This window comes from Pseudomonas sp. P7779, from assembly GCF_013386315.1.
Taxonomy (GTDB): domain Bacteria; phylum Pseudomonadota; class Gammaproteobacteria; order Pseudomonadales; family Pseudomonadaceae; genus Aquipseudomonas.
The window spans coordinates 62,346-84,506 of sequence record NZ_JACARZ010000029.1 but is presented as its reverse complement, the minus strand read 5'-3'; the positions used below and the strand labels follow the sequence as shown (position 1 = coordinate 84,506).

The window sequence follows — 22,161 nt, the reverse complement described above, 5'->3', positions numbered from 1 at the left end:
CCCCGCTCAGCGGGGGCTTTTTTATTGAGTTGACACCCATATGGGGCGTCTATAGAATTGCGCCTCCTTTTAACGGGCGTGTTGCGCTCGCTGGGAATAGCAGCCGGAGTCTGAAATCCAATGGCAAATCAGCAAATTCGTATCAGGTTGAAGGCTTTTGACCACAAACTGATCGACCAATCCACCCAGGAAATCGTGGAAACCGCGAAACGTACTGGTGCTCAAGTGCGTGGTCCAATTCCACTGCCTACCCGTAAAGAGCGGTTCACCGTTCTGGTCTCCCCGCACGTCAACAAAGACGCGCGTGACCAGTACGAGATCCGTACTCATAAGCGCGTGCTGGACATCGTCCTGCCAACGGATAAAACCGTTGATGCACTTATGAAGCTTGATCTGGCGGCCGGTGTGGAAGTACAGATCAGCCTCGGCTAAGACTTGGGTCTTAGTCGTGTAACGCTCTGAAATGGGCGGCCATAGCGGGTGAAAGCCCCGTACACTCATGAGGTTTACAACATGACTATTGGTGTAGTCGGTCGTAAATGCGGTATGACCCGTATTTTCACCGAAGAAGGTGTCTCCATTCCGGTCACGGTCATTGAGATCGAACCGAATCGCGTCACCCAGTTTAAAACTGAAGAAACCGATGGCTATCGTGCAGTGCAAGTCACTGTCGGCGAGCGTCGTGCTTCGCGTGTGACTGCTGCTCAAGCAGGTCACTTCGCTAAAGCAAACGTTGCAGCTGGTCGTACTGTCATGGAGTTCCGTCTTGAAGACGGCGACTACCAGGCTGGCGATCTGATCAACGCTGAAATCTTCGCCGCTGGTCAACTGGTTGATGTAACCGGTCAGTCCAAGGGTAAAGGCTTCCAGGGTACGATCAAGCGTTGGAATTTCCGTGGCCAAGACAACACTCACGGTAACTCCGTTTCCCACCGCGTCCCGGGCTCTATTGGCCAGTGCCAGACTCCTGGTCGTGTATTCAAGGGCAAAAAAATGTCCGGTCATATGGGCGCTGAGCGCGTGACCGTGCAGTCCCTCGAAGTAGTGCGCGTCGACGCTGAACGCAATCTGTTGTTGGTCAAGGGTGCTGTTCCTGGCGCTACTGGCGGCAACCTGGTTGTACGTCCAGCGGCCAAGGCTCGCGGTTAAGGGGAAGCTGACATGCAATTAAACGTAAATGACGCTCAAGCGATCGAAGTTTCCGAACTGACATTTGGCGGCGAATTCAACGAGACGCTGGTTCACCAAGCAGTCGTGGCCTACATGGCCGGCGGCCGTCAAGGTAGCAAGCAGCAAAAGACCCGTTCCGACGTTCGTGGTGGCGGTAAGCGCCCTTGGCGTCAGAAAGGTACTGGCCGCGCTCGTGCCGGTACTATCCGTAGCCCAATCTGGCGTGGCGGCGGTACCACTTTCGCAGCACGTCCACAGGATCACACCCAGAAGCTCAACAAGAAGATGTATCGCGCAGCACTGCGCTCCATCCTTGCTGAACTCGTGCGTACTGATCGTCTGGTCGTGGTTCAGGACTTCGCTGTTGAAGCGCCGAAAACCAAAGATCTGCTGAACAAGCTGAACGGCATGGGCCTGACTGACGTCCTGATCGTGTCTGAAGCTGTTGATCAGAACCTGTACCTGGCTGCTCGCAACCTGCCACACGTTGATGTACGTGACGTGCAAGGTTCCGATCCAGTTAGTCTGATCGCATACGACAAGGTGTTGATCACCGTGTCGGCCGTGAAGAAATTCGAGGAGCTGCTGGGATGAACCAGGAACGCGTATTTAAAGTTCTGCTTGGCCCGCACGTTTCCGAAAAGGCTACGGTTCTGGCTGACAAGAAAGGCCAGTTCGTTTTCAAGGTTGCAACTGACGCAACCAAGCTGGAAATCAAGAAGGCCGTCGAAAGCCTGTTCAGCGTGAAAGTAGAGCGTGTTACTACCCTGAATGTTCTGGGTAAGAGCAAGCGCACTGCTCGCGGTCTGGGCAAGCGTAATGACTGGAAGAAGGCAGTTATCTCCCTTCAGCCAGGCCAAGATCTCGATTTCAGCAGCAGTGCTGAGTAAGGAAGGGGTGCATCATGGCAATCGTTAAATGCAAACCGACTTCCCCTGGCCGCCGTTTTGTGGTCAAGGTGGTCAACCAGGAGCTGCATAAAGGCGCTCCTCACGCACCGCTGCTCGAGAAGAAATCGAAGACTGGTGGTCGTAACAACAATGGTCGTATTACCACTCGTCACATCGGTGGTGGCCATAAACAGCATTATCGTCTGGTCGACTTCCGTCGCAACGACAAAGATGGCATCGCTGCCACTGTCGAGCGTATCGAATACGATCCAAACCGTACTGCTCACATCGCTCTGCTGCTGTACGCAGATGGCGAGCGTCGCTACATCATCGCCCCTAAAGGCGTGAGTGCTGGTGACCAGCTGATCGCAGGTGCTTTGGCACCGATCAAGCCGGGCAACGCTCTGCAACTGCGCAACATTCCAGTTGGTAGCACCGTACACGGCATCGAATTGAAGCCGGGTAAAGGCGCGCAAATCGCTCGTTCCGCTGGTGCTTCGGCTCAGCTGATCGCTCGTGAAGGTGTCTACGTGACCCTGCGTCTGCGCTCTGGTGAAATGCGTAAAGTATTGGCTGAATGCCGTGCGACCCTGGGCGAAGTCTCGAACTCCGAGCACAGCCTGCGTTCGCTGGGTAAAGCTGGTGCCAAACGCTGGCGTGGCGTTCGCCCAACCGTTCGTGGTGTTGCCATGAACCCGGTTGACCACCCACACGGTGGTGGTGAAGGTCGTACCTCTGGTGGTCGTCATCCGGTATCGCCATGGGGCTTCCCGACTAAGGGCGCGAAGACTCGTGGTAATAAGCGTACCGACAAAATGATCGTCCGTCGTCGCAAGTAAATAGAGGGATACGACAGTGCCACGTTCTCTGAAAAAAGGTCCTTTTATTGATCTTCACCTACTGAAGAAGATCGAAGTGGCGGCGGAAAAGAACGATCGCAAACCGGTGAAAACCTGGTCGCGTCGTTCGATGATCCTGCCACAAATGGTCGGTCTGACCATTGCAGTGCATAACGGTCGTCAACATGTTCCAGTTCTCGTGAACGAAGACATGGTCGGCCACAAACTAGGCGAGTTTGCCGGTACCCGCACATATCGTGGGCACGTGGCAGACAAGAAAGCCAAGCGTTAAGGGGTAAGGAACGATGGAAGTAGCCGCTAAGTTGTCGGGCGCTCGAATCTCCGCCCAGAAAGCCCGCTTGGTCGCCGACCAGATCCGCGGGAAGAAGGTGGGCGAAGCGCTCAACCTGTTGGCTTTCAGCAGTAAGAAAGCCGCCGAGATCATCAAGAAAGTGCTGGAGTCGGCCGTAGCCAACGCCGAGCACAACGAAGGCGCAGACGTTGATGACCTGAAGGTCAGCACCGTTTTCGTCAACGAAGGGCGTTCGCTGAAGCGCATCATGCCTCGTGCCAAAGGCCGAGCTGATCGCATCGTCAAGCGGTCTTGCCATATCACTGTCAAGGTTGCTGACAAGTAACGGAGTCGAAGAGATGGGTCAGAAAGTACATCCCATTGGCATTCGCCTGGGAATCGTCAAGGAGCACACCTCCGTCTGGTACGCAGACGGTCGGACTTATGCGGACTACTTGTTCGCTGATCTGAAGGTGCGTGAGTATCTCCAAGACAAACTAAAAAGCGCGTCCGTGAGCCGTATCGATATCCATCGTCCTGCTCAAACTGCACGTATCACCATCCACACCGCTCGTCCAGGTATCGTTATCGGGAAGAAAGGTGAAGATGTTGAGAAACTGCGTCAGGACCTGACCAAGCAAATGGGTGTGCCTGTGCACATCAATATCGAAGAGATCCGCAAGCCGGAGCTCGACGGTATGCTGGTTGCGCAGAGCGTAGCTCAGCAGCTGGAGCGTCGCGTAATGTTCCGTCGCGCTATGAAGCGCGCAGTACAGAACGCCATGCGCATTGGTGCCAAAGGCATCAAAATCCAAGTGAGCGGTCGTCTCGGCGGTGCTGAAATCGCACGTACTGAATGGTATCGCGAAGGTCGTGTGCCACTGCACACCCTGCGTGCCGACATCGACTATGCCAACTACGAAGCTCACACCACCTACGGTGTGATCGGTGTAAAGGTTTGGATCTTCAAAGGCGAAGTAATTGGTGGTCGCCAAGAAGAACTGAAACCACAAGCACCAGCGCCTCGTAAAAAAGCTGCTAAGTAAGGGGTACGCCAAATGTTGCAACCAAAGCGTACGAAGTTCCGCAAGCAGATGACAGGCCACAACCGTGGTCTGGCTCAGCGCGGTAGCAAAGTCAGCTTCGGCGAATATGCGCTGAAGTCTGTAGCTCGTGGTCGTCTCACCGCTCGTCAGATCGAGTCAGCGCGTCGTGCACTGACCCGTCACGTTAAACGTGGCGGCAAGATCTGGATCCGTGTATTCCCGGACAAGCCTATCTCCAAAAAGCCCCTCGAAGTTCGGATGGGTAAAGGTAAGGGTAACGTGGAATATTGGGTTGCCCAGATTCAGCCAGGCAAAGTCCTGTATGAAATCGAGGGTGTTACTGAAGAGCTGGCGCGTGAGGCTTTCGCCCTGGCTGCTGCAAAGCTGCCGCTCGCCACCTCCTTTGTTAAACGGACGGTGATGTGATGAAAGCGAATGAACTTCGTGAAAAATCCGCACAGCAGCTGAACGAGCAACTGCTCGGCCTGCTGCGCGACCAGTTCAATCTGCGTATGCAGAAAGCAACTGGCCAGTTGGGGCAGTCTCATCTGCTCTCGCAAGTTAAGCGTGACATTGCTCGCGTGAAGACTGTGCTCAACCAGCAGGCAGGTAAGTGATCATGGCTGAAGCCGAAAAGACTGTCCGTACGCTGACTGGCCGTGTTGTCAGCGACAAGATGGACAAAACCATCACCGTTTTGATCGAGCGTCGCGTTAAGCACCCGATCTACGGTAAATACGTTAAGCGTTCGACTAAGCTGCACGCGCACGACGAAACCAACCAGTGCCACATCGGCGACAAAGTCACTATTCGTGAAACTCGTCCGTTGGCCAAGACCAAGTCTTGGGCCCTGGTTGATGTTCTCGAACGCGCTGTGGAAGTCTAAGGACTAGGGGTCGGAGAAATTATATGATTCAGACTCAATCCATGCTCGATGTGGCCGATAACAGCGGCGCACGCCGCGTTATGTGCATCAAGGTGCTGGGTGGCTCCCATCGTCGTTACGCTGGTATCGGTGACATCATCAAAGTTACCGTGAAGGAAGCAATTCCTCGCGGTAAAGTGAAAAAAGGCCAAGTGATGACTGCTGTTGTAGTCCGCACTCGTCACGGCGTACGCCGTGCAGATGGCTCCATTATCCGCTTTGATGGCAACGCTGCTGTTCTTCTGAACAACAAGCAAGAGCCGATCGGCACCCGTATCTTTGGGCCAGTGACCCGTGAACTTCGTACTGAGAAGTTCATGAAGATCGTCTCGCTCGCCCCAGAAGTGCTGTAAGGAGATCCGACATGCAAAAGATTCGTCGTGACGACGAGATCATCGTGATCGCCGGCAAAGACAAAGGTAAGCGCGGTAAGGTGCTGAAGGTTCTTGCTGATGACCGTCTGGTCGTTAGTGGTCTGAACCTGGTCAAGCGTCATACCAAGCCTAACCCGATGTCGGGCGTACAAGGCGGTATCGTCGAGAAAGAAGCGCCACTGCACGCTTCTAACGTCGCCATCTTCAACGGCGAAACCAACAAGGCTGACCGCGTTGGTTTCAAAGTAGAAGAAGGTAAGAAAATTCGTGTCTTCAAGTCGACCCAAAAAGCGGTTGATGCTTGAACACTGCTAGGTAGAAGACCATGGCACGACTAAAAGAGATTTACCGGAAGGAAATCGCACCGAAACTTAAGGAAGAACTTAAGCTTTCGAACGTGATGGAAGTTCCGCGCGTTACCAAAATCACCCTGAACATGGGTCTGGGCGAAGCGATCGGCGACAAAAAAGTCATCGAGCACGCTGTTGCTGACCTGGAAAAGATCACCGGCCAAAAAGTCGTTGTGACCTACGCTCGTAAATCCATCGCTGGCTTTAAAGTCCGTGAAGGATGGCCGATCGGCGTCAAAGTGACTCTGCGCCGTGAGCGTATGTACGAATTCCTGGATCGTCTGCTGTCGATCTCCCTGCCTCGGGTCCGCGACTTCCGCGGCCTGAATGCCAAGTCCTTCGATGGTCGTGGTAACTACAGCATGGGCGTTAAAGAGCAGATCATCTTCCCGGAAATCGACTACGACAAGATCGATGCTCTCCGCGGTCTGGACATCACCCTGACCACCACTGCCAAGAACGATGATGAAGGCCGCGCTCTGCTGCGTGCGTTCAAATTCCCGTTCCGCAACTGATTGGAGTAGGACCATGGCCAAGATGAGCATGAAAAACCGCGAGCTGAAACGTCAGCTCACGGTTGCCAAGTACGCCAAGAAGCGTGCAGCACTGAAAGCAATCATCGTTGATCTGAACGCAAGTCCAGAAGCACGTTGGGAAGCTACAGTTGCTCTGCAGAAGCAGCCACGTGACGCAAGCGCTTCGCGCATGCGTAACCGCTGCCGCCTGACCGGTCGTCCACACGGCGTTTACCGCAAGTTCGGCCTCGGCCGTAACAAACTGCGTGAAGCGGCAATGCGTGGTGACGTACCAGGTCTGGTTAAAGCCAGCTGGTAAGTACTTTCGAAGTCTCGGTGGTCAGGATCGCAAGATACTGACCGCCGGTGGCCTAGAATCTGGAACAAGCCCCTTTTGGGGCTTGTTTCATTTCCGGAGTGTGTCTAAAATACGCGGCTCGCCTGAGCCCGTGTGTTTTGTGCTCGGAGATTCTCGGCGACACGTAATGGCCGCAAGGCTAATTTTTTTGTATTAGGAGCGTCTAGCCATGAGTATGCAGGACCCGTTAGCGGACATGCTAACTCGTATCCGTAATGCCCAGATGGCTGAAAAGTCCGTCGTAAGCATGCCATCTTCCACGTTGAAGGTTGCTGTTGCCAAAGTCCTGAAAGACGAAGGCTACATTGCGGGTTATCAGATCAGCAGCGAAATCAAACCACTGCTGTCCATCGAGCTGAAGTACTTCGAAGGCCGTCCGGTCATCGAAGAAGTGAAGCGCGTTAGCCGTCCAGGCCTGCGTCAGTACAAGTCCGTTGATGATCTGCCAAAAGTTCGTGGCGGTCTCGGTGTGTCTATCGTCTCCACCAACAAAGGTGTGATGACGGATCGTGCTGCGCGCGCTGCCGGTGTCGGCGGCGAAGTTCTTTGCACTGTGTTCTAAGGGGGGATAAGCATGTCACGCGTCGCTAAGAACCCCGTTAAGCTGCCAGCCGGTGTCGAAGTAAAATTCGCAGGCCAACAGCTTTCGGTGAAGGGTGCCAAGGGCACTCTGGAACTGAACATCCATTCGTCCGTTGAGATCGTTGAAGAAGCTGGTGAGCTGCGTTTCGCTGCTCGCAATGGCGATCAACAAACTCGCGCAATGGCCGGTACCACTCGTGCGTTGGTAAACAACATGGTCCAAGGCGTAAGCCAAGGCTTCGAGCGCAAGCTCCAGCTGGTCGGTGTTGGTTACAAAGCGCAAGCAAAAGGCACGGTTCTGAACCTGGCCCTTGGCTTCTCGCACCCAGTGGATTACGAACTGCCGGAAGGCATCACCGCTGAGACCCCTAGCCAAACCGATATCCTGATCAAGGGTATTGATAAGCAGCTGGTAGGTCAGGTGGCCGCTGAGATCCGCGACTTCCGTCCACCAGAGCCGTACAAAGGCAAAGGTGTGCGCTACGCGGACGAAGTCGTCCGTCGTAAAGAAGCCAAGAAGAAGTAGGGCATAGCAAATGACCGACAAAAAAGTTACTCGACTGCGTCGCGCTCGCAAAGCACGCCTGAAAATGCACGAACTCGAAGTCGTGCGTCTCTGCGTGTTCCGCTCGTCGCAGCACATCTACGCCCAGGTCATCTCGGCCGACGGCAACAAAGTCCTGGCAAGCGCCTCGACTTTGGATAAAGAACTGCGTGATGGTGCCACTGGCAACATCGACGCGGCCACTAAGGTTGGCCAGCTGGTCGCTACGCGTGCTAAGGCCGCCGGCGTCTCGCAAGTGGCTTTCGACCGCTCTGGCTTCAAGTACCACGGCCGCGTGAAAGCGCTGGCTGATGCTGCTCGTGAAGCTGGGCTGGAGTTCTAAGTTATGTCAAATAACGACCAAAAGCGCGACGAAGGCTACATTGAGAAGCTGGTTCAAGTTAACCGCGTAGCCAAAACCGTTAAAGGCGGCCGTATCTTCACTTTCACCGCGTTGACCGTGGTAGGTGATGGTAAAGGGCGCGTTGGCTTCGGCCGTGGCAAGTCACGTGAAGTGCCTGCTGCGATCCAGAAGGCAATGGAAGCTGCTCGTCGCAACATGATCCAAGTTGATCTGAACGGCACTACTCTGCAGTACGCAATGAAGTCCGCTCACGGCGCTTCGAAGGTGTACATGCAGCCTGCCTCTGAAGGTACCGGTATCATCGCTGGCGGCGCTATGCGTGCTGTCCTCGAAGTTGCTGGCGTTCAGAACGTTCTGGCCAAGTGCTACGGCTCGACTAACCCGGTGAACGTGGTTCACGCCACTTTCAAGGGTTTGAAAGCAATGCAGTCTCCTGAATCCATTGCCGCCAAGCGTGGCAAAAGCGTCAAGGAGATCTTCTGATCATGGCTACCGTTAAAGTAACGCTGATCAAAAGCATGACCGGCCGCATCCCTAACCACAAATTGTGCGTTAAGGGTTTGGGTCTGCGTCGCATCGGTCACACTGTAGAAGTACTTGATACTCCCGAGAATCGCGGGATGATCAACAAGGCTTACTACATGCTGCGTGTCGAGGGTTAATTCGATGAAACTCAATGATCTGAGTCCAGCGCCGGGTTCCCGTCGCGAAAAGCATCGTCCGGGCCGTGGTATCGGTAGTGGTTTGGGCAAGACCGGTGGCCGTGGCCACAAAGGTCAGTCCTCCCGCTCCGGTGGCACCATCGCTCCAGGCTTTGAAGGCGGTCAACAGCCGCTGCATCGTCGCCTGCCGAAGTTCGGTTTCGTTTCCCTGAAAGCCATGGACCGCGCAGAAGTGCGTCTGTCCGAGCTGGCCAAAGTGGAAGGCGACATCGTTACCGTGCAGACCCTGAAAGATGCCAACGTGATCAACGTCAACGTACAGCGTGTGAAAATCATGCTGTCCGGTGAAGTGACTCGCGCTGTCACTATCGGCAAGGGAATCGGCGCCACCAAAGGTGCGCGTTCGGCTATCGAAGCAGCTGGCGGCAAGTTCGAGGAATAAATGGCTAAGCAAGGTGCTCTCTCAGCGCTCGGCAAAGGCGGTATGTCTGAACTTTGGGCTCGTCTGCGTTTTCTGTTCCTGGCGATTATCGTCTACCGAATAGGCGCACACATCCCGGTTCCAGGTATCAACCCGGACCGACTCGCAGACCTGTTTCGACAGAATGAGGGGACCATTCTTAGCTTGTTCAACATGTTTTCCGGCGGCGCGCTGGAACGGATGAGCATCTTTGCACTGGGGATCATGCCGTACATCTCGGCATCGATCATCATGCAACTGATGACCGCCGTCAGTCCGCAGTTGGAGCAGTTGAAGAAGGAAGGTGAAGCTGGCCGTCGCAAGATAAGCCAGTACACCCGCTACGGCACTGTCATCCTCGCCCTGGTCCAGGCTATCGGCATGTCCGTTGGCCTGGCCGGGCAGGGTGTTGCGTTCACTGGTGACTTTGGCTTCCATTTCGTCGCGGTATCCACATTTGTGGCTGGTGCGATGTTCATGATGTGGCTGGGTGAGCAGATTACTGAGCGTGGTGTTGGTAACGGTATCTCGATGTTGATTTTCGCAGGTATCGTTGCCGGTCTTCCGAGAGCGATTGGGCAGTCTTTCGAGTCTGCACGTCAGGGTGATATCAATATCTTCGCCCTGGTTGCCATCGGTTTGTTGGCAGTAGCGATTATCGGTTTTGTGGTGTTCATTGAGCGTGGCCAGCGTCGTATTGCTGTTCACTACGCCAAGCGTCAGCAGGGCCGCAAGGTCTTTGCCGCGCAGACCAGCCACCTGCCGCTGAAAGTGAACATGGCCGGGGTTATTCCTGCCATTTTCGCGAGCAGCATTTTGCTGTTTCCGGCTTCGTTGGGTGCCTGGTTCGGTCAGTCTGAAGGTATGGGCTGGTTGCAGGACATCTCGCAGTCGATCGCTCCTGGTCAGCCGTTGAATATTCTGCTGTTTAGTGCAGGGATTATTTTCTTCTGCTTCTTCTATACGGCGTTGATGTTCAATCCGAAAGACGTAGCGGAAAACCTGAAGAAGTCCGGTGCCTTTATTCCGGGTATTCGTCCAGGTGAGCAGTCTGCGCGCTACATTGATGGCGTTCTGACTCGCTTGACCATGTTCGGTGCTCTATATATGACGGCCGTCTGCCTGTTGCCCCAGTTCCTGGTGGTTGCAGCAAACGTTCCGTTCTACCTTGGCGGGACCTCGTTGCTGATCGTCGTCGTGGTTGTGATGGACTTCATGTCCCAAGTACAATCGCACCTCGTTTCGCACCAGTACGAATCCCTGATGAAGAAAGCCAACCTGAAGGGTTACGGCAGCGGCATGTTGCGCTGAGTACCCATAAGGTTCGAGGAGTTGGTGATGAAAGTTCGTGCATCGGTGAAAAAGCTGTGCCGTAACTGCAAGATTATTCGCCGCGAAGGTGTTGTTCGAGTAATTTGCAGCGCGGAACCGCGTCACAAACAGCGCCAAGGCTGAGTGTGATCCGCTTGAAGCCCGGCAGCTAGTGCGCTGCCGGGTTGATTATTTGTTATTACAGCGATATTATCTCGCGCCCTATTTCTTGGCTTCCGGGGCGTAGGTAGCTGTCAATTGGAGTCCCACTGAATGGCCCGTATTGCAGGCGTTAACATTCCAGATAACAAGCACACTGTTATCTCGCTGACCTACATCTATGGTGTTGGTCGCACTACTGCGCAGAAAATTTGCGCAGACACTGGGGTAAACCCAGCCGCAAAGATCAAGGATCTGAGCGACGAGCAGATTGAGCTGTTGCGTGGCGAAGTGGCGAAGTTCACCACTGAAGGTGACCTGCGTCGCGAAATCAACATGAAAATCAAGCGTTTGATGGACCTCGGTTGCTACCGTGGTCTGCGTCATCGTCGTGGTCTTCCAGTACGCGGTCAGCGTACCAAGACTAACGCGCGTACCCGTAAAGGTCCGCGTAAGCCGATCCGCAAGTAATCGCCCACGCGAATCGACAGGAAATTAATCATGGCAAAACCTGCTGCTCGTCCTCGTAAAAAAGTTAAAAAGACAGTGGTTGATGGCATCGCCCACATCCATGCATCTTTTAACAACACAATCGTGACCATCACCGACCGTCAAGGTAACGCGCTTTCTTGGGCTACCTCCGGTGGTTCGGGTTTCCGCGGTTCCCGCAAGTCCACCCCGTTTGCTGCTCAAGTAGCTGCTGAACGTGCTGGTCAAGCTGCGCTGGAATATGGCCTGAAAAACCTCGACGTCAACGTCAAAGGTCCAGGTCCAGGTCGTGAGTCTGCTGTCCGTGCATTGAACGGCTGTGGCTATAAGATCGCCAGCATCACCGACGTGACGCCAATCCCGCACAACGGGTGCCGTCCGCCGAAGAAGCGCCGCGTGTAATCCAGGAGATTGTAAAGAATGGCTCGTTACATTGGTCCAAAATGCAAACTCGCTCGTCGTGAAGGCACCGATCTCTTTCTGAAGAGCGGCGTGCGCGCGATCGAATCGAAGTGCAACATTGAAGCAGCACCTGGTATCCACGGCCAACGCCGCGGTCGCCAGTCCGACTACGGCACCCAACTGCGTGAAAAGCAGAAGGTCCGTCGTATCTACGGCGTTCTCGAGCGTCAGTTCAGCGGCTACTACAAAGAAGCTGCTGGCAAGAAAGGTGCAACCGGTGAAAACCTGCTGCAACTGCTCGAATGCCGTCTGGACAACGTTGTATACCGTATGGGCTTTGGTTCGACTCGTGCCGAATCCCGTCAGCTGGTATCGCACAAATCCGTCAGCGTAAACGGCCAAACCGTTAACGTCCCGTCGTACCAGGTTCGTGCTGGTGACGTGGTCGCGATTCGCGAGAAAGCAAAAAATCAACTTCGCATTGTCCAAGCTCTCGATCTGTGTGCCCAACGTGGCCGCGTAGAATGGGTAGAAGTAGACACTGAGAAGAAGTCGGGCGTTTTCAAGAACGTTCCTGCTCGCAGTGATCTGTCCGCCGACATCAACGAAAGCCTGATTGTCGAGCTCTACTCCAAGTAAGGGCTAGAAAATAGGTGCATCCATGCAGATTTCGGTAAATGAGTTCCTGACACCCCGTCACATTGATGTGCAGGTTGTCAGTCCAACCCGCGCCAAGATCACTCTCGAGCCTCTCGAGCGTGGTTTTGGCCACACCCTGGGCAACGCGCTGCGCCGCATCCTGTTGTCCTCAATGCCCGGCTGTGCAGTAGTCGAGGCCGAGATTGACGGTGTGCTCCACGAGTACAGCGCCATCGAAGGTGTACAGGAAGACGTAATTGAAATCCTGTTGAACCTTAAAGGTCTGGCTATCAAGCTGCACGGCCGTGACGAAGTTACGCTGACCTTGTCGAAGAAGGGTTCGGGGGTGGTTACCGCTGCCGATATTCAGCTGGATCATGATGTCGAGATCGTTAATCCCGATCACGTAATCGCTAACCTGGCGTCTAACGGCGCCCTGAACATGAAGCTCACCGTAGCTCGTGGTCGTGGTTATGAACCGGCCGACTCGCGTCAGAGCGATGAAGACGAAAGCCGCAGCATTGGTCGCTTGCAGCTCGACTCTTCGTTCAGCCCGGTTCGCCGTATCGCATACGTGGTGGAAAACGCCCGTGTCGAACAGCGTACTAACCTGGACAAGCTGGTTATTGATCTGGAAACCAACGGTACTCTGGATCCTGAAGAGGCTATCCGCCGCGCTGCAACCATTCTGCAACAGCAGTTGGCTGCGTTCGTCGACCTCAAGGGTGACAGCGAACCAGTGGTAATCGAGCAGGAAGACGAGATCGATCCGATCCTGCTTCGCCCGGTTGACGATCTGGAACTGACTGTACGTTCGGCTAACTGCCTTAAGGCGGAAAACATTTACTACATCGGTGATCTGATTCAGCGCACCGAAGTAGAACTGTTGAAGACTCCGAACCTGGGCAAGAAATCCTTGACTGAAATCAAGGACGTTCTGGCCTCCCGCGGTCTGTCCCTCGGCATGCGCCTCGACAACTGGCCGCCTGCAAGTCTTAAGAAGGACGACAAGGCGACTGCCTGATCGTCGTAATCACCGAACGTGAGTTTGGTAAGGAATGAACCATGCGTCATCGTAAAAGTGGTCGTCACCTGAGCCGTACCAGCTCGCACCGTAAGGCTATGTTCCAGAACATGGCGGTGTCGCTGTTCGAGCACGAGCTGATCAAAACTACACTGCCGAAAGCTAAAGAACTGCGTCGCGTTGCTGAGCCGCTGATTACTTTGGCCAAGACAGACAGCCTGGCTAACCGCCGTCTGGCTTTCGACCGTACTCGTTCGAAAGCTATCGTTGGTAAGCTCTTCAACGACCTGGGCAAGCGTTACGCTACCCGTGAGGGTGGCTACCTGCGCATCCTCAAGTGCGGTTTCCGCGCTGGTGACAACGCGCCTATGGCGTACGTTGAGCTGATCGATCGTCCAGTTGGCGGTGAAGCTGTATCCGCTGAGTAAGACGTCAGTCTGTAACGAAGAACCGGGCCTAGTGCCCGGTTTTTTGTGCGCGTTGGAAAACTGGAATTACCTCGAGCGAATACACGTTCATCCCGTGCAGCAACTTTTGATATCCGTTCGGATGTATCGTTAGTTAATTTCTATCGGTTGGCATGATTTAATAAATTTGATGGTGTCATCTTCCTGGTCAATAATCGCTCCAAGCCGATTAGCCGGCAGTTCCAAGACTGACCTGAGGAAGATTGAGCATGAGCCAGAATAAAACCCTTACTACCGCCAGCGGCGCACCTGTCGCGGATAACCAGAATTCCCGTTCCGCCGGTCCACGCGGCCCGCTGCTGCTCGACGACTTTCACCTGATCGAGAAGCTCGCTCACTTCAACCGTGAAAACATTCCTGAGCGTCGTGTACACGCCAAAGGCTCGGGCGCTTACGGTACCTTCACCGTCACTCAAGACATCACGCAGTACACCAGCGCCAAGCTGTTCGATTCTGTGGGCAAGCAAACTCCGACTTTCCTGCGCTTCTCCACGGTGGGTGGCGAGCGTGGTTCGGCTGATACTGAGCGCGACCCGCGTGGTTTCGCGTTGAAGTTCTACACCGAAGAAGGCAACTGGGACATCGTTGGTAACAACACCCCGGTGTTCTTCATCCGCGACCCGCTGAAGTTTCCCGACTTTATCCACACCCAAAAGCGCCTGCCGCAAAGCAACCTGAAAAGTGCACAGATGATGTGGGACTTCTGGTCGCACTCCCCTGAGGCGCTGCACCAGGTCACCATCCTGTTTTCGGACCGTGGCATCCCGGACGGCTACCGTCACATGCACGGCTTCGGCAGTCACACCTACAGCTTGATTAACGCCAAAGGCGAGCGCCACTGGGTGAAGTGGCACTACAAGACCAAGCAAGGTATCAAGAACCTGGCGCCGGCTGACGCTGCACGCCTGGCCGGTACCGACCCTGATTACGCTCAGCGCGATCTGTTCGGTGCTATTGAGCGTGGTGACTTCCCGAAATGGCGCGTGTGCATTCAGATCATGACTGAGGCCCAGGCCAACGCTCACTACGAAAACCCGTTCGACGTGACCAAGACCTGGTCGCAGAAAGAGTTCCCGCTGATCGAAGTGGGTGAGCTGGAACTGAACCGCAACCCGCTGAACTACTTCGCTGAAGTTGAACAGGCGGCTTTCGGTCCAAGCAACATGGTCCCGGGTGTTGGCCTGTCGCCAGACCGCATGCTGCAAGGGCGCGTGTTCGCTTACGCCGATGCCCATCGCTACCGCGTAGGTACCAATCACCAGCAACTGCCGGTGAATGCGCCACGCAGCCCGGTCAACAGCTACCAGCGTGATGGTTCGATGGCATTCGGCTCCAATGGTGGTGCGGCCCCCAATTACGAGCCAAACAGCTACGCCGATGCGCCGAAGCAGGCTCCTCAGTACGCCGAGCCAGCCTTGGCCCTGAGCGGTGCGGCTGATCGTTACGATCACCGCGAAGATACCGACTACTACAGCCATGCCGGTGCGCTGTTCCGCCTGATGAACGATGAGCAGAAAGCCCTGCTGATCAACAATATCGCCGGCGCAATGGCGGGTGTTTCCAGCGACGTGGTGCAGCGCCAGTTGCAGTACTTCTTCAAGGCCGACCCGGCTTATGGAGAAGGGATCGCATCTGCACTGGGTGTATCGCTTAACTGACTCTAAACGATAAGCAGAACCGCCCTCATTTGGGCGGTTTTTGCGTTATTTAAGCTACTTTTCACCGGAAATCTTCACTTTTCTGCCGTTGGTCCCGTGACCTCCGGGTCATCATGGTTCAAACTACAGACTTTCAAGCAGGGAGATGTAGGGCGATGCAAGGTCACCCCGACGTAATCGATTACCTCAACACGTTGCTGACGGGCGAACTGGCAGCTCGTGACCAATATTTCATTCACTCGCGGATGTACGAAGACTGGGGCTTTACCGAGCTCTACGAGCGTATCAACCATGAAATGGAAGAAGAGGCACAGCACGCCGACGCACTGATGCGCCGTATCCTGATGCTCGAAGGCACGCCGCGTATGCGTCCCGACGACCTGGATACCGGCACCACGGTGCCTGAGATGCTCGCCAGCGACTTGCGCCTTGAGTACAAGGTCCGTGCCGCGCTCTGCAAGGGCATTGAGCTCTGCGAGCAGCACAACGACTACGTCACGCGGGAAATCCTGCGGGTGCAGTTGAATGACACCGAAGAGGATCACACCTACTGGCTGGAAAAGCAGTTGGGCCTGATCAAGCTGATTGGCCTGGAGAATTACCTGCAATCGCAGTTCTGATTCCTCCAGCTACTAAAAAGCCCCTGTCACTTACACGGTGACAGGGGCTTTTTCGTGGGGCTGAACAATCAGTCCTTGTCGCGAGCCAGCAGAGGCTTGAGGTAGAAGCCGGTGTGAGACTGCTTCATCTCCGAGACTTGCTCCGGTGTGCCCACCGCAATGATCTGCCCACCTTTGGAACCGCCTTCCGGCCCCAGGTCCACCAGCCAGTCGGCGGTCTTGATCACATCCAGATTGTGCTCGATCACTACCACCGTATTGCCGTGGTCACGCAGGCGATGCAGCACATCCAGCAATTGCTGAATATCCGCGAAGTGCAGGCCTGTGGTCGGCTCGTCGAGGATGTACAGCGTCTTGCCGGTATCACGCTTGGACAGCTCGCGAGACAGCTTGACCCGCTGGGCCTCGCCACCCGACAGCGTCGTCGCCGACTGACCCAGCTTGATGTACGACAGGCCAACATCCATCAGTGTCTGCAGCTTGCGCGCCAGGGCCGGTACCGCGTCGAAGAACACCCGCGCTTCCTCGATCGTCATCTCGAGGGTTTCGTGGATGCTCTTGCCCTTGTACTTGATTTCCAGGGTTTCGCGGTTGTAGCGCTTGCTCTTGCACACGTCGCACGGCACGTAGATGTCCGGCAGGAAGTGCATCTCCACCTTGATCAAGCCATCGCCCTGGCACGCTTCGCAGCGGCCGCCCTTGACGTTGAACGAGAACCGGCCAGGCCCGTAGCCACGGGAGCGCGATTCCGGCACGCCGGCGAACAGCTCGCGAATCGGCGTGAACAGCCCGGTGTAGGTCGCCGGGTTGGAGCGCGGTGTGCGGCCAATCGGGCTTTGGTCGATATCGACCACCTTGTCCAGGTGTTCCAGGCCCTTGATGCTGTCGTGAGCGGCGGCTTCCAGGGTGGTCGCGCCGTTCAGTGCAGTGGCACTCAACGGGAACAGCGTGTTGTTGATCAGCGTTGATTTGCCCGAACCGGATACACCGGTCACACAGGTCAGCAGGCCCAGCGGGATCTCCAGGTCGACATTGCGCAGGTTGTTGCCACGCGCGCCCTTGAGGTGCAGTGCCATCTTCTTGTTGCGCGGGGTGCGTTTGGCCGGCACGGCGATCTTCACGCGACCCGACAGGTACTTACCGGTCAGCGAGTCAGGATGCGCCATCACTTCAGCCGGCGTGCCCTCGGCGACAATATGCCCACCGTGAACACCCGCTCCCGGGCCGATATCGACCACATAATCGGCCAGGCGAATCGCGTCTTCATCGTGCTCGACCACGATCACCGTATTGCCGATGTCCCGCAGGTGCTTCAGCGTGCCCAGCAAGCGGTCGTTGTCCCGTTGATGCAAACCAATCGACGGTTCATCGAGGATGTACAACACGCCCACCAGGCCGGCACCGATCTGGCTGGCCAAGCGAATCCGCTGGGCTTCACCGCCGGAAAGCGTGTCGGCACTGCGGTCCAGCGACAGGTAGTCCAGGCCCACGTTGACCAGGAACTGCAGCCGTTCACGAATCTCCTTGAGGATCTTGTCGGCAATTTCCCCGCGGCGGCCCGTCAGTTTCAGCGTGCCGAAGTATTCGCAGGCATCGCCAATCGGCAGGTTGGTCACTGCCGGCAGGGTCTTCTCGCCAACCCACACATGCCGCGCCTCACGGCGCAGGCGTGTGCCACGGCAATCCGGGCAAGGCTGGGTGCTGAGGAACTTGGCCAGTTCCTCGCGCACGCTGGCGGACTCCGTCTCGCGGTAGCGCCGCTCCAGGTTCGGCACGATGCCTTCGAACGGGTGCGAGCGTTTGACGATATCGCCACGGTCGTTCAAATACTTGAAGTCGACGTTCTGTGAACCGCTGCCGTGCAGGATGAATTTCTGCTGTTCGGCGGGCAGTTCGTTGAACGGCACTTCCAGGCTGAACTTGTAGTGCGAAGCCAACGAACCCAGCATCTGGAAGTAATAGACATTACGCCTGTCCCAGCCACGTATCGCACCCTCCGCCAGTGTGAGGTCACCGTTGACCAGGCGCTTGATGTCGAAGAATTGCTTAACCCCCAGGCCATCACAGGTCGGGCAAGCGCCGGCCGGGTTGTTGAAGGAAAACAGCTTCGGTTCCAGCTCGCTGATGGCATGGCCGCAGATCGGGCAGGCGAAGCGCGCGGAGAAGATGATTTCTTCCCCGGGTTCGTCGTCCATCGGCGCCACCAGGGCAATGCCGTCTGCCAGCTTCAGCGCGGTCTCGAAAGACTCCGCCAGGCGCTGCTGCAAATCGGCACGCACCTTGAAACGGTCGACGACCACATCAATCGAGTGCTTCTTCTGTTTATCCAGCTTCGGCGCTTCGTCCAGCTCGTAGAGCTTGCCGTTGATGCGGGCACGCACGAAACCCTGGGCACGCAGTTCTTCAAAGACCGAAAGGTGTTCACCCTTGCGCTCGCGAATCACCGGTGCCAGCAGCATCAGCTTGGCGCCCTCCGGCTGGGCCAGCACCAGGTCGACCATCTGGCTGACGGTCTGGGCTTCCAGGGGAATGTCGTGGTCCGGGCAGCGGGGAATACCCACGCGGGCATACAGCAGGCGCAGGTAGTCGTAGATCTCGGTGATGGTGCCCACGGTGGAACGCGGGTTGTGGGAGGTGGATTTCTGTTCGATGGAAATCGCAGGCGACAGGCCTTCAATGGTGTCGACGTCGGGCTTTTCCATCATCGACAGGAACTGGCGGGCATAGGCCGACAGGGATTCCACGTAGCGGCGCTGGCCTTCGGCGTACAGCGTGTCAAACGCCAGGGACGACTTGCCGGACCCGGACAAGCCGGTGATGACGATCAGTTTGTCCCGTGGCAGGGTCAGGTCGATGTTCTTCAGGTTGTGGGTTCGAGCCCCACGAATCAGGATCTTGTCCAAGATGGCCTCGCACGGCGGGCGTAAATAATGCAGGAGTATACGGCTAAAGACTGGATGAATATACACTGTCAAAGTGCCGGGTGCAGCCTTACATGAAAGCTGCGCGGCAAAGCGCCGCATATACCCTCTCAATCGATGGGACTGGTAGAATCGCCGCCGGTTCACACGAGGTTTATCCATGCACGATCCCCACAGCGAACGCATGAGTGGCAGCGAGACCCGCGCAGCAAGCGGTCTGGCCCTGGTGTTCGCATTCCGTATGCTTGGCATGTTTATGGTGTTGCCGGTGCTGGCAACCTATGGAATGGATCTCGCAGGAGCGACCCCGGCCCTGATCGGCCTGGCGATTGGCGCCTATGGCCTGACCCAGGCGCTGTTTCAGATTCCGTTCGGCGTCATTTCCGACCGCATCGGCCGCCGGCCGGTGATCTACCTCGGCCTGATCGTCTTCGCCCTGGGCAGTGTGCTTGCGGCCAATGCCGACTCTATCTGGGGCGTGATCGCCGGACGCGTCCTGCAAGGCGCCGGCGCGATTTCCGCCGCCGTCATGGCACTGCTCTCCGACCTGACCCGCGAACAACACCGTACCAAGGCCATGGCGATGATCGGCATGACCATCGGTCTTTCGTTCGCCGTGGCGATGGTAGTCGGCCCGCTGCTGACCCGCGCGTTCGGCTTGCACGGTCTGTTCCTGGCCACCGGTGGCATGGCGCTGTTCGGCATCGTGATTGTCGCCTTCATGGTTCCGCATTCCACGGGGCCGTTGCAGCACCGTGAGTCGGGCGTCGCCAAGCAGGCATTGCTGCCGACACTCAAGCACCCGGACCTGTTGCGCCTGGATTTGGGTATCTTCGTATTACACGCAATGCTGATGTGCAGCTTCGTCGCCTTGCCCCTGGCCCTGGTACAAAAAGCCGGGCTGCCCAAGGAGCAGCACTGGTGGGTGTACCTGACCGCGCTGCTGATTTCGTTCTTCGCCATGATCCCGTTCATCATCTACGGCGAGAAGAAACGCAAAATGAAACGAGTTCTGCTGGGCGCCGTCGCGACACTGATGCTCACTGAGCTATTCTTCTGGCAGTTCGGCGACAGCCTGCGGGCGCTGGTGATCGGCACGGTGGTGTTCTTCACCGCGTTCAACCTGCTGGAGGCTTCACTGCCTTCGCTGATCAGTAAGGTTTCACCGGCCGGCGGCAAAGGCACGGCGATGGGCGTGTATTCCACCAGCCAGTTCCTCGGTTCTGCACTGGGCGGGATCATGGGCGGCTGGATGTTCCAGCATGGCGGTTTGTCGGTTGTGTTCCTGGGATGCGCAGGTCTGGCTGCCCTCTGGCTAGCCTTTGCTGTTACCATGCGCGAACCTCCCTATGTGACGAGCCTGCGCTTGCCGTTATCGCCCGAAGCGATCCGCGAAGCCGGTCTGGTCGAGCGCCTTAAGGCCGTTGTTGGGGTTACGGATGCTGTGGTTGTTACTGAAGAAGCCGCCATCTACATCAAATTGGACACCGAATTATTGGATCGCGCGACGCTCGAGCAACTGGTCAACCCAGTGCCGACAGCGCGCCCAGCCTAGGAGAACGTTATGGCCCGTGGGGTTAACAAAGTCATATTGGTCGGTACATGCGGCCAGGATCCCGAAGTTCGCTACTTGCCGAACGGTAACGCCGTGACCAACCTGAGTCTGGCGACCAGCGAACAGTGGACCGACAAGCAAACCGGCCAGAAGGTCGAGAAAACCGAATGGCACCGTGTGTCGATGTTCGGCAAGGTTGCGGAGATCGCCGGTGAGTACCTGCGCAAAGGTTCGCAGGTCTACATCGAAGGCAAGCTGCAAACCCGCGAGTGGGAAAAAGACGGCATCAAGCGTTACACCACCGAAATCGTGGTCGACATGCAAGGCACCATGCAACTGCTGGGCGGCCGTCCACAGGGCGACCAACAGGGCCAGGGCGGCATGTCCAACTCGGCGCCGCGTCCACAGCAGCAGTCCCGTCCGCAGCCAACCCAGCAGCCACAGCGTGAGTCGCGTCCAGCGCCACAGCAGGCCGCTCCTCAGCCGGCAGCCGACTTCGACAGCTTTGATGACGATATTCCGTTCTAAGGTCGCTTGAGACCCAGAACTGTCGCGTAACACCAGAAAACCCCCGGTGGCCTTGGCCCCGGGGGGTTTTCATTGCGGGCACGGCAATCCGCTAAACGTCAGTAGAAGCGGCGCTCACCACCAACTCCCGAAACCTCTCCAATACCGACGACGTATCACCTACCCGGGTAGCCAGGTGCAACGGCGCCACCAGGCTCCGGCACTCCGAAAGCTCGCGATAAACAATCCCGTCGCCCCGCAACCGTTGCATTGAGGCAGGCACAATCGAAACTCCAAGCCCCGCAGCCACCAGGCTCAACGTCGCCGTCATGCGCGGCGCCTCTTGCACAACTTGCGGGCTGAAACCCGCTTCGCGACACGCCACCAGAATCGCGTCATACAACCCAAGCCCTACCCGGCGCCGATACAGCACAAACGCCTCGGTGGCCAATGCCGCCAACGGCAGCGGCGTCGACGGGTTGATAGCCAGTGGGTGGTCGGTAGGCAGCGCCAGCAACATTGGCTCCACCAGAATTGGCTGGTCCTGCAACGCCTGCGTCCCGCTCAGCGGCGAGCGAATGAACGCCGCGTCGAGCTTTTCGTGCAGCAACGCGTCCAGCAGTTCACCGGTACCGGCTTCTTCCAGTACCACTGAAACGCCGACAAAGGTTTCTCGAAACAGGCGCAGTACGCTGGGCACAAACGGATGCAAGGCGGCAGAGCTGGTGAAACCAATCGCCAGGCGTCCGCGTTCACCTCGGGCGGCGCGGCGCACAATGTCGGCCACACCATCGACGCTGGCCAAGATATGCCGCGCCTCTTCCAGCAAGGCCAGCCCCGCAGTGGTCGGGCGCACGCCTCGTGGCAGGCGCTCCATCAGCACCACACCCAACTCGGCTTCAAGACTTTGCAACAGGCGGGTCAGCGGCGGTTGCTGCATGCCCAGACGTTCTGCCGCGCGAGTGATATAGCCTTCTTCGGCAATCGCGACGAAGGCCCTGAGCTGCCTGAGTTCCAGCATAGGGATACTTTTCAGGT

At 56.6% G+C, this 22,161-nt stretch carries 34 protein-coding genes; 32 read left to right on the top strand and 2 right to left on the bottom strand.

The window, feature by feature from the left end:
* Positions 1-120: 120 nt before the first annotated feature.
* The 30 genes from rpsJ (at position 121) to bfr (ending at position 16,140) form a co-directional block, all read left to right on the top strand.
* The gene (rpsJ, locus tag HX869_RS10685) at positions 121-432 is read left to right on the top strand and encodes a 30S ribosomal protein S10 (RefSeq protein WP_003210084.1); all 312 of its coding nucleotides are present in this window, start codon (positions 121-123) and stop codon (positions 430-432) included.
* Positions 433-513: 81 nt separating this feature from the next.
* On the top strand, positions 514-1,149 hold the full coding sequence (gene rplC, locus HX869_RS10680; protein WP_003194649.1) for a 50S ribosomal protein L3: 636 nt from the start codon (positions 514-516) through the stop codon (positions 1,147-1,149).
* Between the two features lie 12 nt (positions 1,150-1,161).
* Positions 1,162-1,764, top strand: a complete 603-nt coding sequence (gene rplD, locus HX869_RS10675) for a 50S ribosomal protein L4 (RefSeq protein WP_003210082.1) — start codon at positions 1,162-1,164, stop codon at positions 1,762-1,764.
* Entirely contained in the window at positions 1,761-2,060 is a 300-nt protein-coding gene (gene rplW / locus HX869_RS10670; protein WP_002555488.1) for a 50S ribosomal protein L23, read from the top strand. The genes rplD and rplW overlap by 4 nt, the downstream gene beginning before the upstream one ends.
* 14 nt (positions 2,061-2,074) lie before the next feature.
* Positions 2,075-2,899, top strand: coding sequence for a 50S ribosomal protein L2 (gene rplB / locus HX869_RS10665; RefSeq protein ID WP_003210080.1), 825 nt, complete (start codon positions 2,075-2,077; stop codon positions 2,897-2,899).
* Between the two features lie 16 nt (positions 2,900-2,915).
* Entirely contained in the window at positions 2,916-3,191 is a 276-nt protein-coding gene (gene rpsS / locus HX869_RS10660) for a 30S ribosomal protein S19 (protein WP_002555486.1), read from the top strand.
* 13 nt (positions 3,192-3,204) lie between these two features.
* The gene (gene rplV / locus HX869_RS10655) at positions 3,205-3,537 is read left to right on the top strand and encodes a 50S ribosomal protein L22 (protein WP_003210077.1); all 333 of its coding nucleotides are present in this window, start codon (positions 3,205-3,207) and stop codon (positions 3,535-3,537) included.
* 13 nt (positions 3,538-3,550) lie between these two features.
* Entirely contained in the window at positions 3,551-4,237 is a 687-nt protein-coding gene (gene rpsC / locus HX869_RS10650) for a 30S ribosomal protein S3 (RefSeq protein WP_003176422.1), read from the top strand.
* A 12-nt stretch (positions 4,238-4,249) separates the two neighbouring features.
* Positions 4,250-4,663 carry a 50S ribosomal protein L16 gene (gene rplP, locus HX869_RS10645; protein WP_003210075.1) on the top strand — a complete coding sequence of 138 codons (414 nt, stop codon included), beginning with the start codon at positions 4,250-4,252 and terminating at the stop codon, positions 4,661-4,663.
* Positions 4,663-4,854 carry a 50S ribosomal protein L29 gene (rpmC, locus tag HX869_RS10640; RefSeq protein ID WP_002555481.1) on the top strand — a complete coding sequence of 64 codons (192 nt, stop codon included), beginning with the start codon at positions 4,663-4,665 and terminating at the stop codon, positions 4,852-4,854. The genes rplP and rpmC overlap by 1 nt, the downstream gene beginning before the upstream one ends.
* 2 nt (positions 4,855-4,856) lie before the next feature.
* Positions 4,857-5,123, top strand: coding sequence for a 30S ribosomal protein S17 (gene rpsQ / locus HX869_RS10635; RefSeq protein WP_003176419.1), 267 nt, complete (start codon positions 4,857-4,859; stop codon positions 5,121-5,123).
* Between the two features lie 23 nt (positions 5,124-5,146).
* Positions 5,147-5,515 (top strand): 50S ribosomal protein L14, encoded by a 369-nt coding sequence (rplN, locus tag HX869_RS10630; protein ID WP_002555479.1) that lies wholly within the window; start codon positions 5,147-5,149, stop codon positions 5,513-5,515.
* Positions 5,516-5,526: 11 nt separating this feature from the next.
* A complete protein-coding gene (gene rplX / locus HX869_RS10625) occupies positions 5,527-5,841 on the top strand; it encodes a 50S ribosomal protein L24 (protein ID WP_003210072.1) in 315 nt (104 codons plus the stop codon).
* Positions 5,842-5,861: 20 nt separating this feature from the next.
* Positions 5,862-6,401, top strand: a complete 540-nt coding sequence (rplE, locus tag HX869_RS10620) for a 50S ribosomal protein L5 (RefSeq protein ID WP_003210069.1) — start codon at positions 5,862-5,864, stop codon at positions 6,399-6,401.
* A gap of 13 nt (positions 6,402-6,414) precedes the next feature.
* Positions 6,415-6,720, top strand: coding sequence for a 30S ribosomal protein S14 (gene rpsN / locus HX869_RS10615; RefSeq protein ID WP_003176414.1), 306 nt, complete (start codon positions 6,415-6,417; stop codon positions 6,718-6,720).
* 208 nt (positions 6,721-6,928) lie between these two features.
* Positions 6,929-7,321 (top strand): 30S ribosomal protein S8, encoded by a 393-nt coding sequence (gene rpsH, locus HX869_RS10610; RefSeq protein WP_003186040.1) that lies wholly within the window; start codon positions 6,929-6,931, stop codon positions 7,319-7,321.
* Positions 7,322-7,333: 12 nt separating this feature from the next.
* A complete protein-coding gene (gene rplF / locus HX869_RS10605; RefSeq protein WP_003176412.1) occupies positions 7,334-7,867 on the top strand; it encodes a 50S ribosomal protein L6 in 534 nt (177 codons plus the stop codon).
* A 10-nt stretch (positions 7,868-7,877) separates the two neighbouring features.
* The gene (gene rplR, locus HX869_RS10600; RefSeq protein ID WP_003186037.1) at positions 7,878-8,228 is read left to right on the top strand and encodes a 50S ribosomal protein L18; all 351 of its coding nucleotides are present in this window, start codon (positions 7,878-7,880) and stop codon (positions 8,226-8,228) included.
* Between the two features lie 3 nt (positions 8,229-8,231).
* A complete protein-coding gene (rpsE, locus tag HX869_RS10595) occupies positions 8,232-8,732 on the top strand; it encodes a 30S ribosomal protein S5 (RefSeq protein ID WP_003186035.1) in 501 nt (166 codons plus the stop codon).
* A 2-nt stretch (positions 8,733-8,734) separates the two neighbouring features.
* On the top strand, positions 8,735-8,911 hold the full coding sequence (gene rpmD, locus HX869_RS10590) for a 50S ribosomal protein L30 (RefSeq protein WP_003186033.1): 177 nt from the start codon (positions 8,735-8,737) through the stop codon (positions 8,909-8,911).
* Positions 8,912-8,915: 4 nt separating this feature from the next.
* On the top strand, positions 8,916-9,353 hold the full coding sequence (gene rplO, locus HX869_RS10585) for a 50S ribosomal protein L15 (RefSeq protein WP_003210066.1): 438 nt from the start codon (positions 8,916-8,918) through the stop codon (positions 9,351-9,353).
* On the top strand, positions 9,354-10,682 hold the full coding sequence (secY, locus tag HX869_RS10580) for a preprotein translocase subunit SecY (protein WP_003210064.1): 1,329 nt from the start codon (positions 9,354-9,356) through the stop codon (positions 10,680-10,682).
* Between the two features lie 27 nt (positions 10,683-10,709).
* Positions 10,710-10,826, top strand: a complete 117-nt coding sequence (gene rpmJ, locus HX869_RS10575; RefSeq protein WP_002555468.1) for a 50S ribosomal protein L36 — start codon at positions 10,710-10,712, stop codon at positions 10,824-10,826.
* Positions 10,827-10,955: 129 nt separating this feature from the next.
* Positions 10,956-11,312, top strand: coding sequence for a 30S ribosomal protein S13 (rpsM, locus tag HX869_RS10570; RefSeq protein WP_003210063.1), 357 nt, complete (start codon positions 10,956-10,958; stop codon positions 11,310-11,312).
* A 30-nt stretch (positions 11,313-11,342) separates the two neighbouring features.
* Positions 11,343-11,732, top strand: a complete 390-nt coding sequence (gene rpsK / locus HX869_RS10565; RefSeq protein WP_002555466.1) for a 30S ribosomal protein S11 — start codon at positions 11,343-11,345, stop codon at positions 11,730-11,732.
* A gap of 18 nt (positions 11,733-11,750) precedes the next feature.
* Positions 11,751-12,371, top strand: a complete 621-nt coding sequence (rpsD, locus tag HX869_RS10560; RefSeq protein WP_003210056.1) for a 30S ribosomal protein S4 — start codon at positions 11,751-11,753, stop codon at positions 12,369-12,371.
* 22 nt (positions 12,372-12,393) lie between these two features.
* A complete protein-coding gene (rpoA, locus tag HX869_RS10555) occupies positions 12,394-13,395 on the top strand; it encodes a DNA-directed RNA polymerase subunit alpha (RefSeq protein ID WP_003176403.1) in 1,002 nt (333 codons plus the stop codon).
* A 41-nt stretch (positions 13,396-13,436) separates the two neighbouring features.
* Positions 13,437-13,823, top strand: coding sequence for a 50S ribosomal protein L17 (gene rplQ, locus HX869_RS10550; RefSeq protein WP_003210053.1), 387 nt, complete (start codon positions 13,437-13,439; stop codon positions 13,821-13,823).
* A gap of 248 nt (positions 13,824-14,071) precedes the next feature.
* Entirely contained in the window at positions 14,072-15,520 is a 1,449-nt protein-coding gene (locus tag HX869_RS10545; protein ID WP_008436430.1) for a catalase, read from the top strand.
* Between the two features lie 155 nt (positions 15,521-15,675).
* Positions 15,676-16,140, top strand: a complete 465-nt coding sequence (gene bfr, locus HX869_RS10540; protein ID WP_003210048.1) for a bacterioferritin — start codon at positions 15,676-15,678, stop codon at positions 16,138-16,140.
* 68 nt (positions 16,141-16,208) lie between these two features.
* On the opposite strand, the gene uvrA is transcribed toward bfr, so the two are convergent.
* Entirely contained in the window at positions 16,209-19,043 is a 2,835-nt protein-coding gene (gene uvrA / locus HX869_RS10535) for an excinuclease ABC subunit UvrA (RefSeq protein ID WP_003210046.1), read from the bottom strand.
* 178 nt (positions 19,044-19,221) lie between these two features.
* On the opposite strand from uvrA, the gene HX869_RS10530 reads away from it, so the two are divergent.
* Positions 19,222-20,616 (top strand): MFS transporter, encoded by a 1,395-nt coding sequence (locus tag HX869_RS10530; protein ID WP_003210044.1) that lies wholly within the window; start codon positions 19,222-19,224, stop codon positions 20,614-20,616.
* A gap of 9 nt (positions 20,617-20,625) precedes the next feature.
* Positions 20,626-21,144 carry a single-stranded DNA-binding protein gene (locus tag HX869_RS10525; protein ID WP_003210042.1) on the top strand — a complete coding sequence of 173 codons (519 nt, stop codon included), beginning with the start codon at positions 20,626-20,628 and terminating at the stop codon, positions 21,142-21,144.
* A gap of 91 nt (positions 21,145-21,235) precedes the next feature.
* Here the strand turns inward: HX869_RS10525 and HX869_RS10520 are convergent, their stop codons facing one another.
* A complete protein-coding gene (locus HX869_RS10520; RefSeq protein ID WP_177008886.1) occupies positions 21,236-22,144 on the bottom strand; it encodes a LysR family transcriptional regulator in 909 nt (302 codons plus the stop codon).
* Between the last annotated feature and the right edge of the window lie 17 nt (positions 22,145-22,161).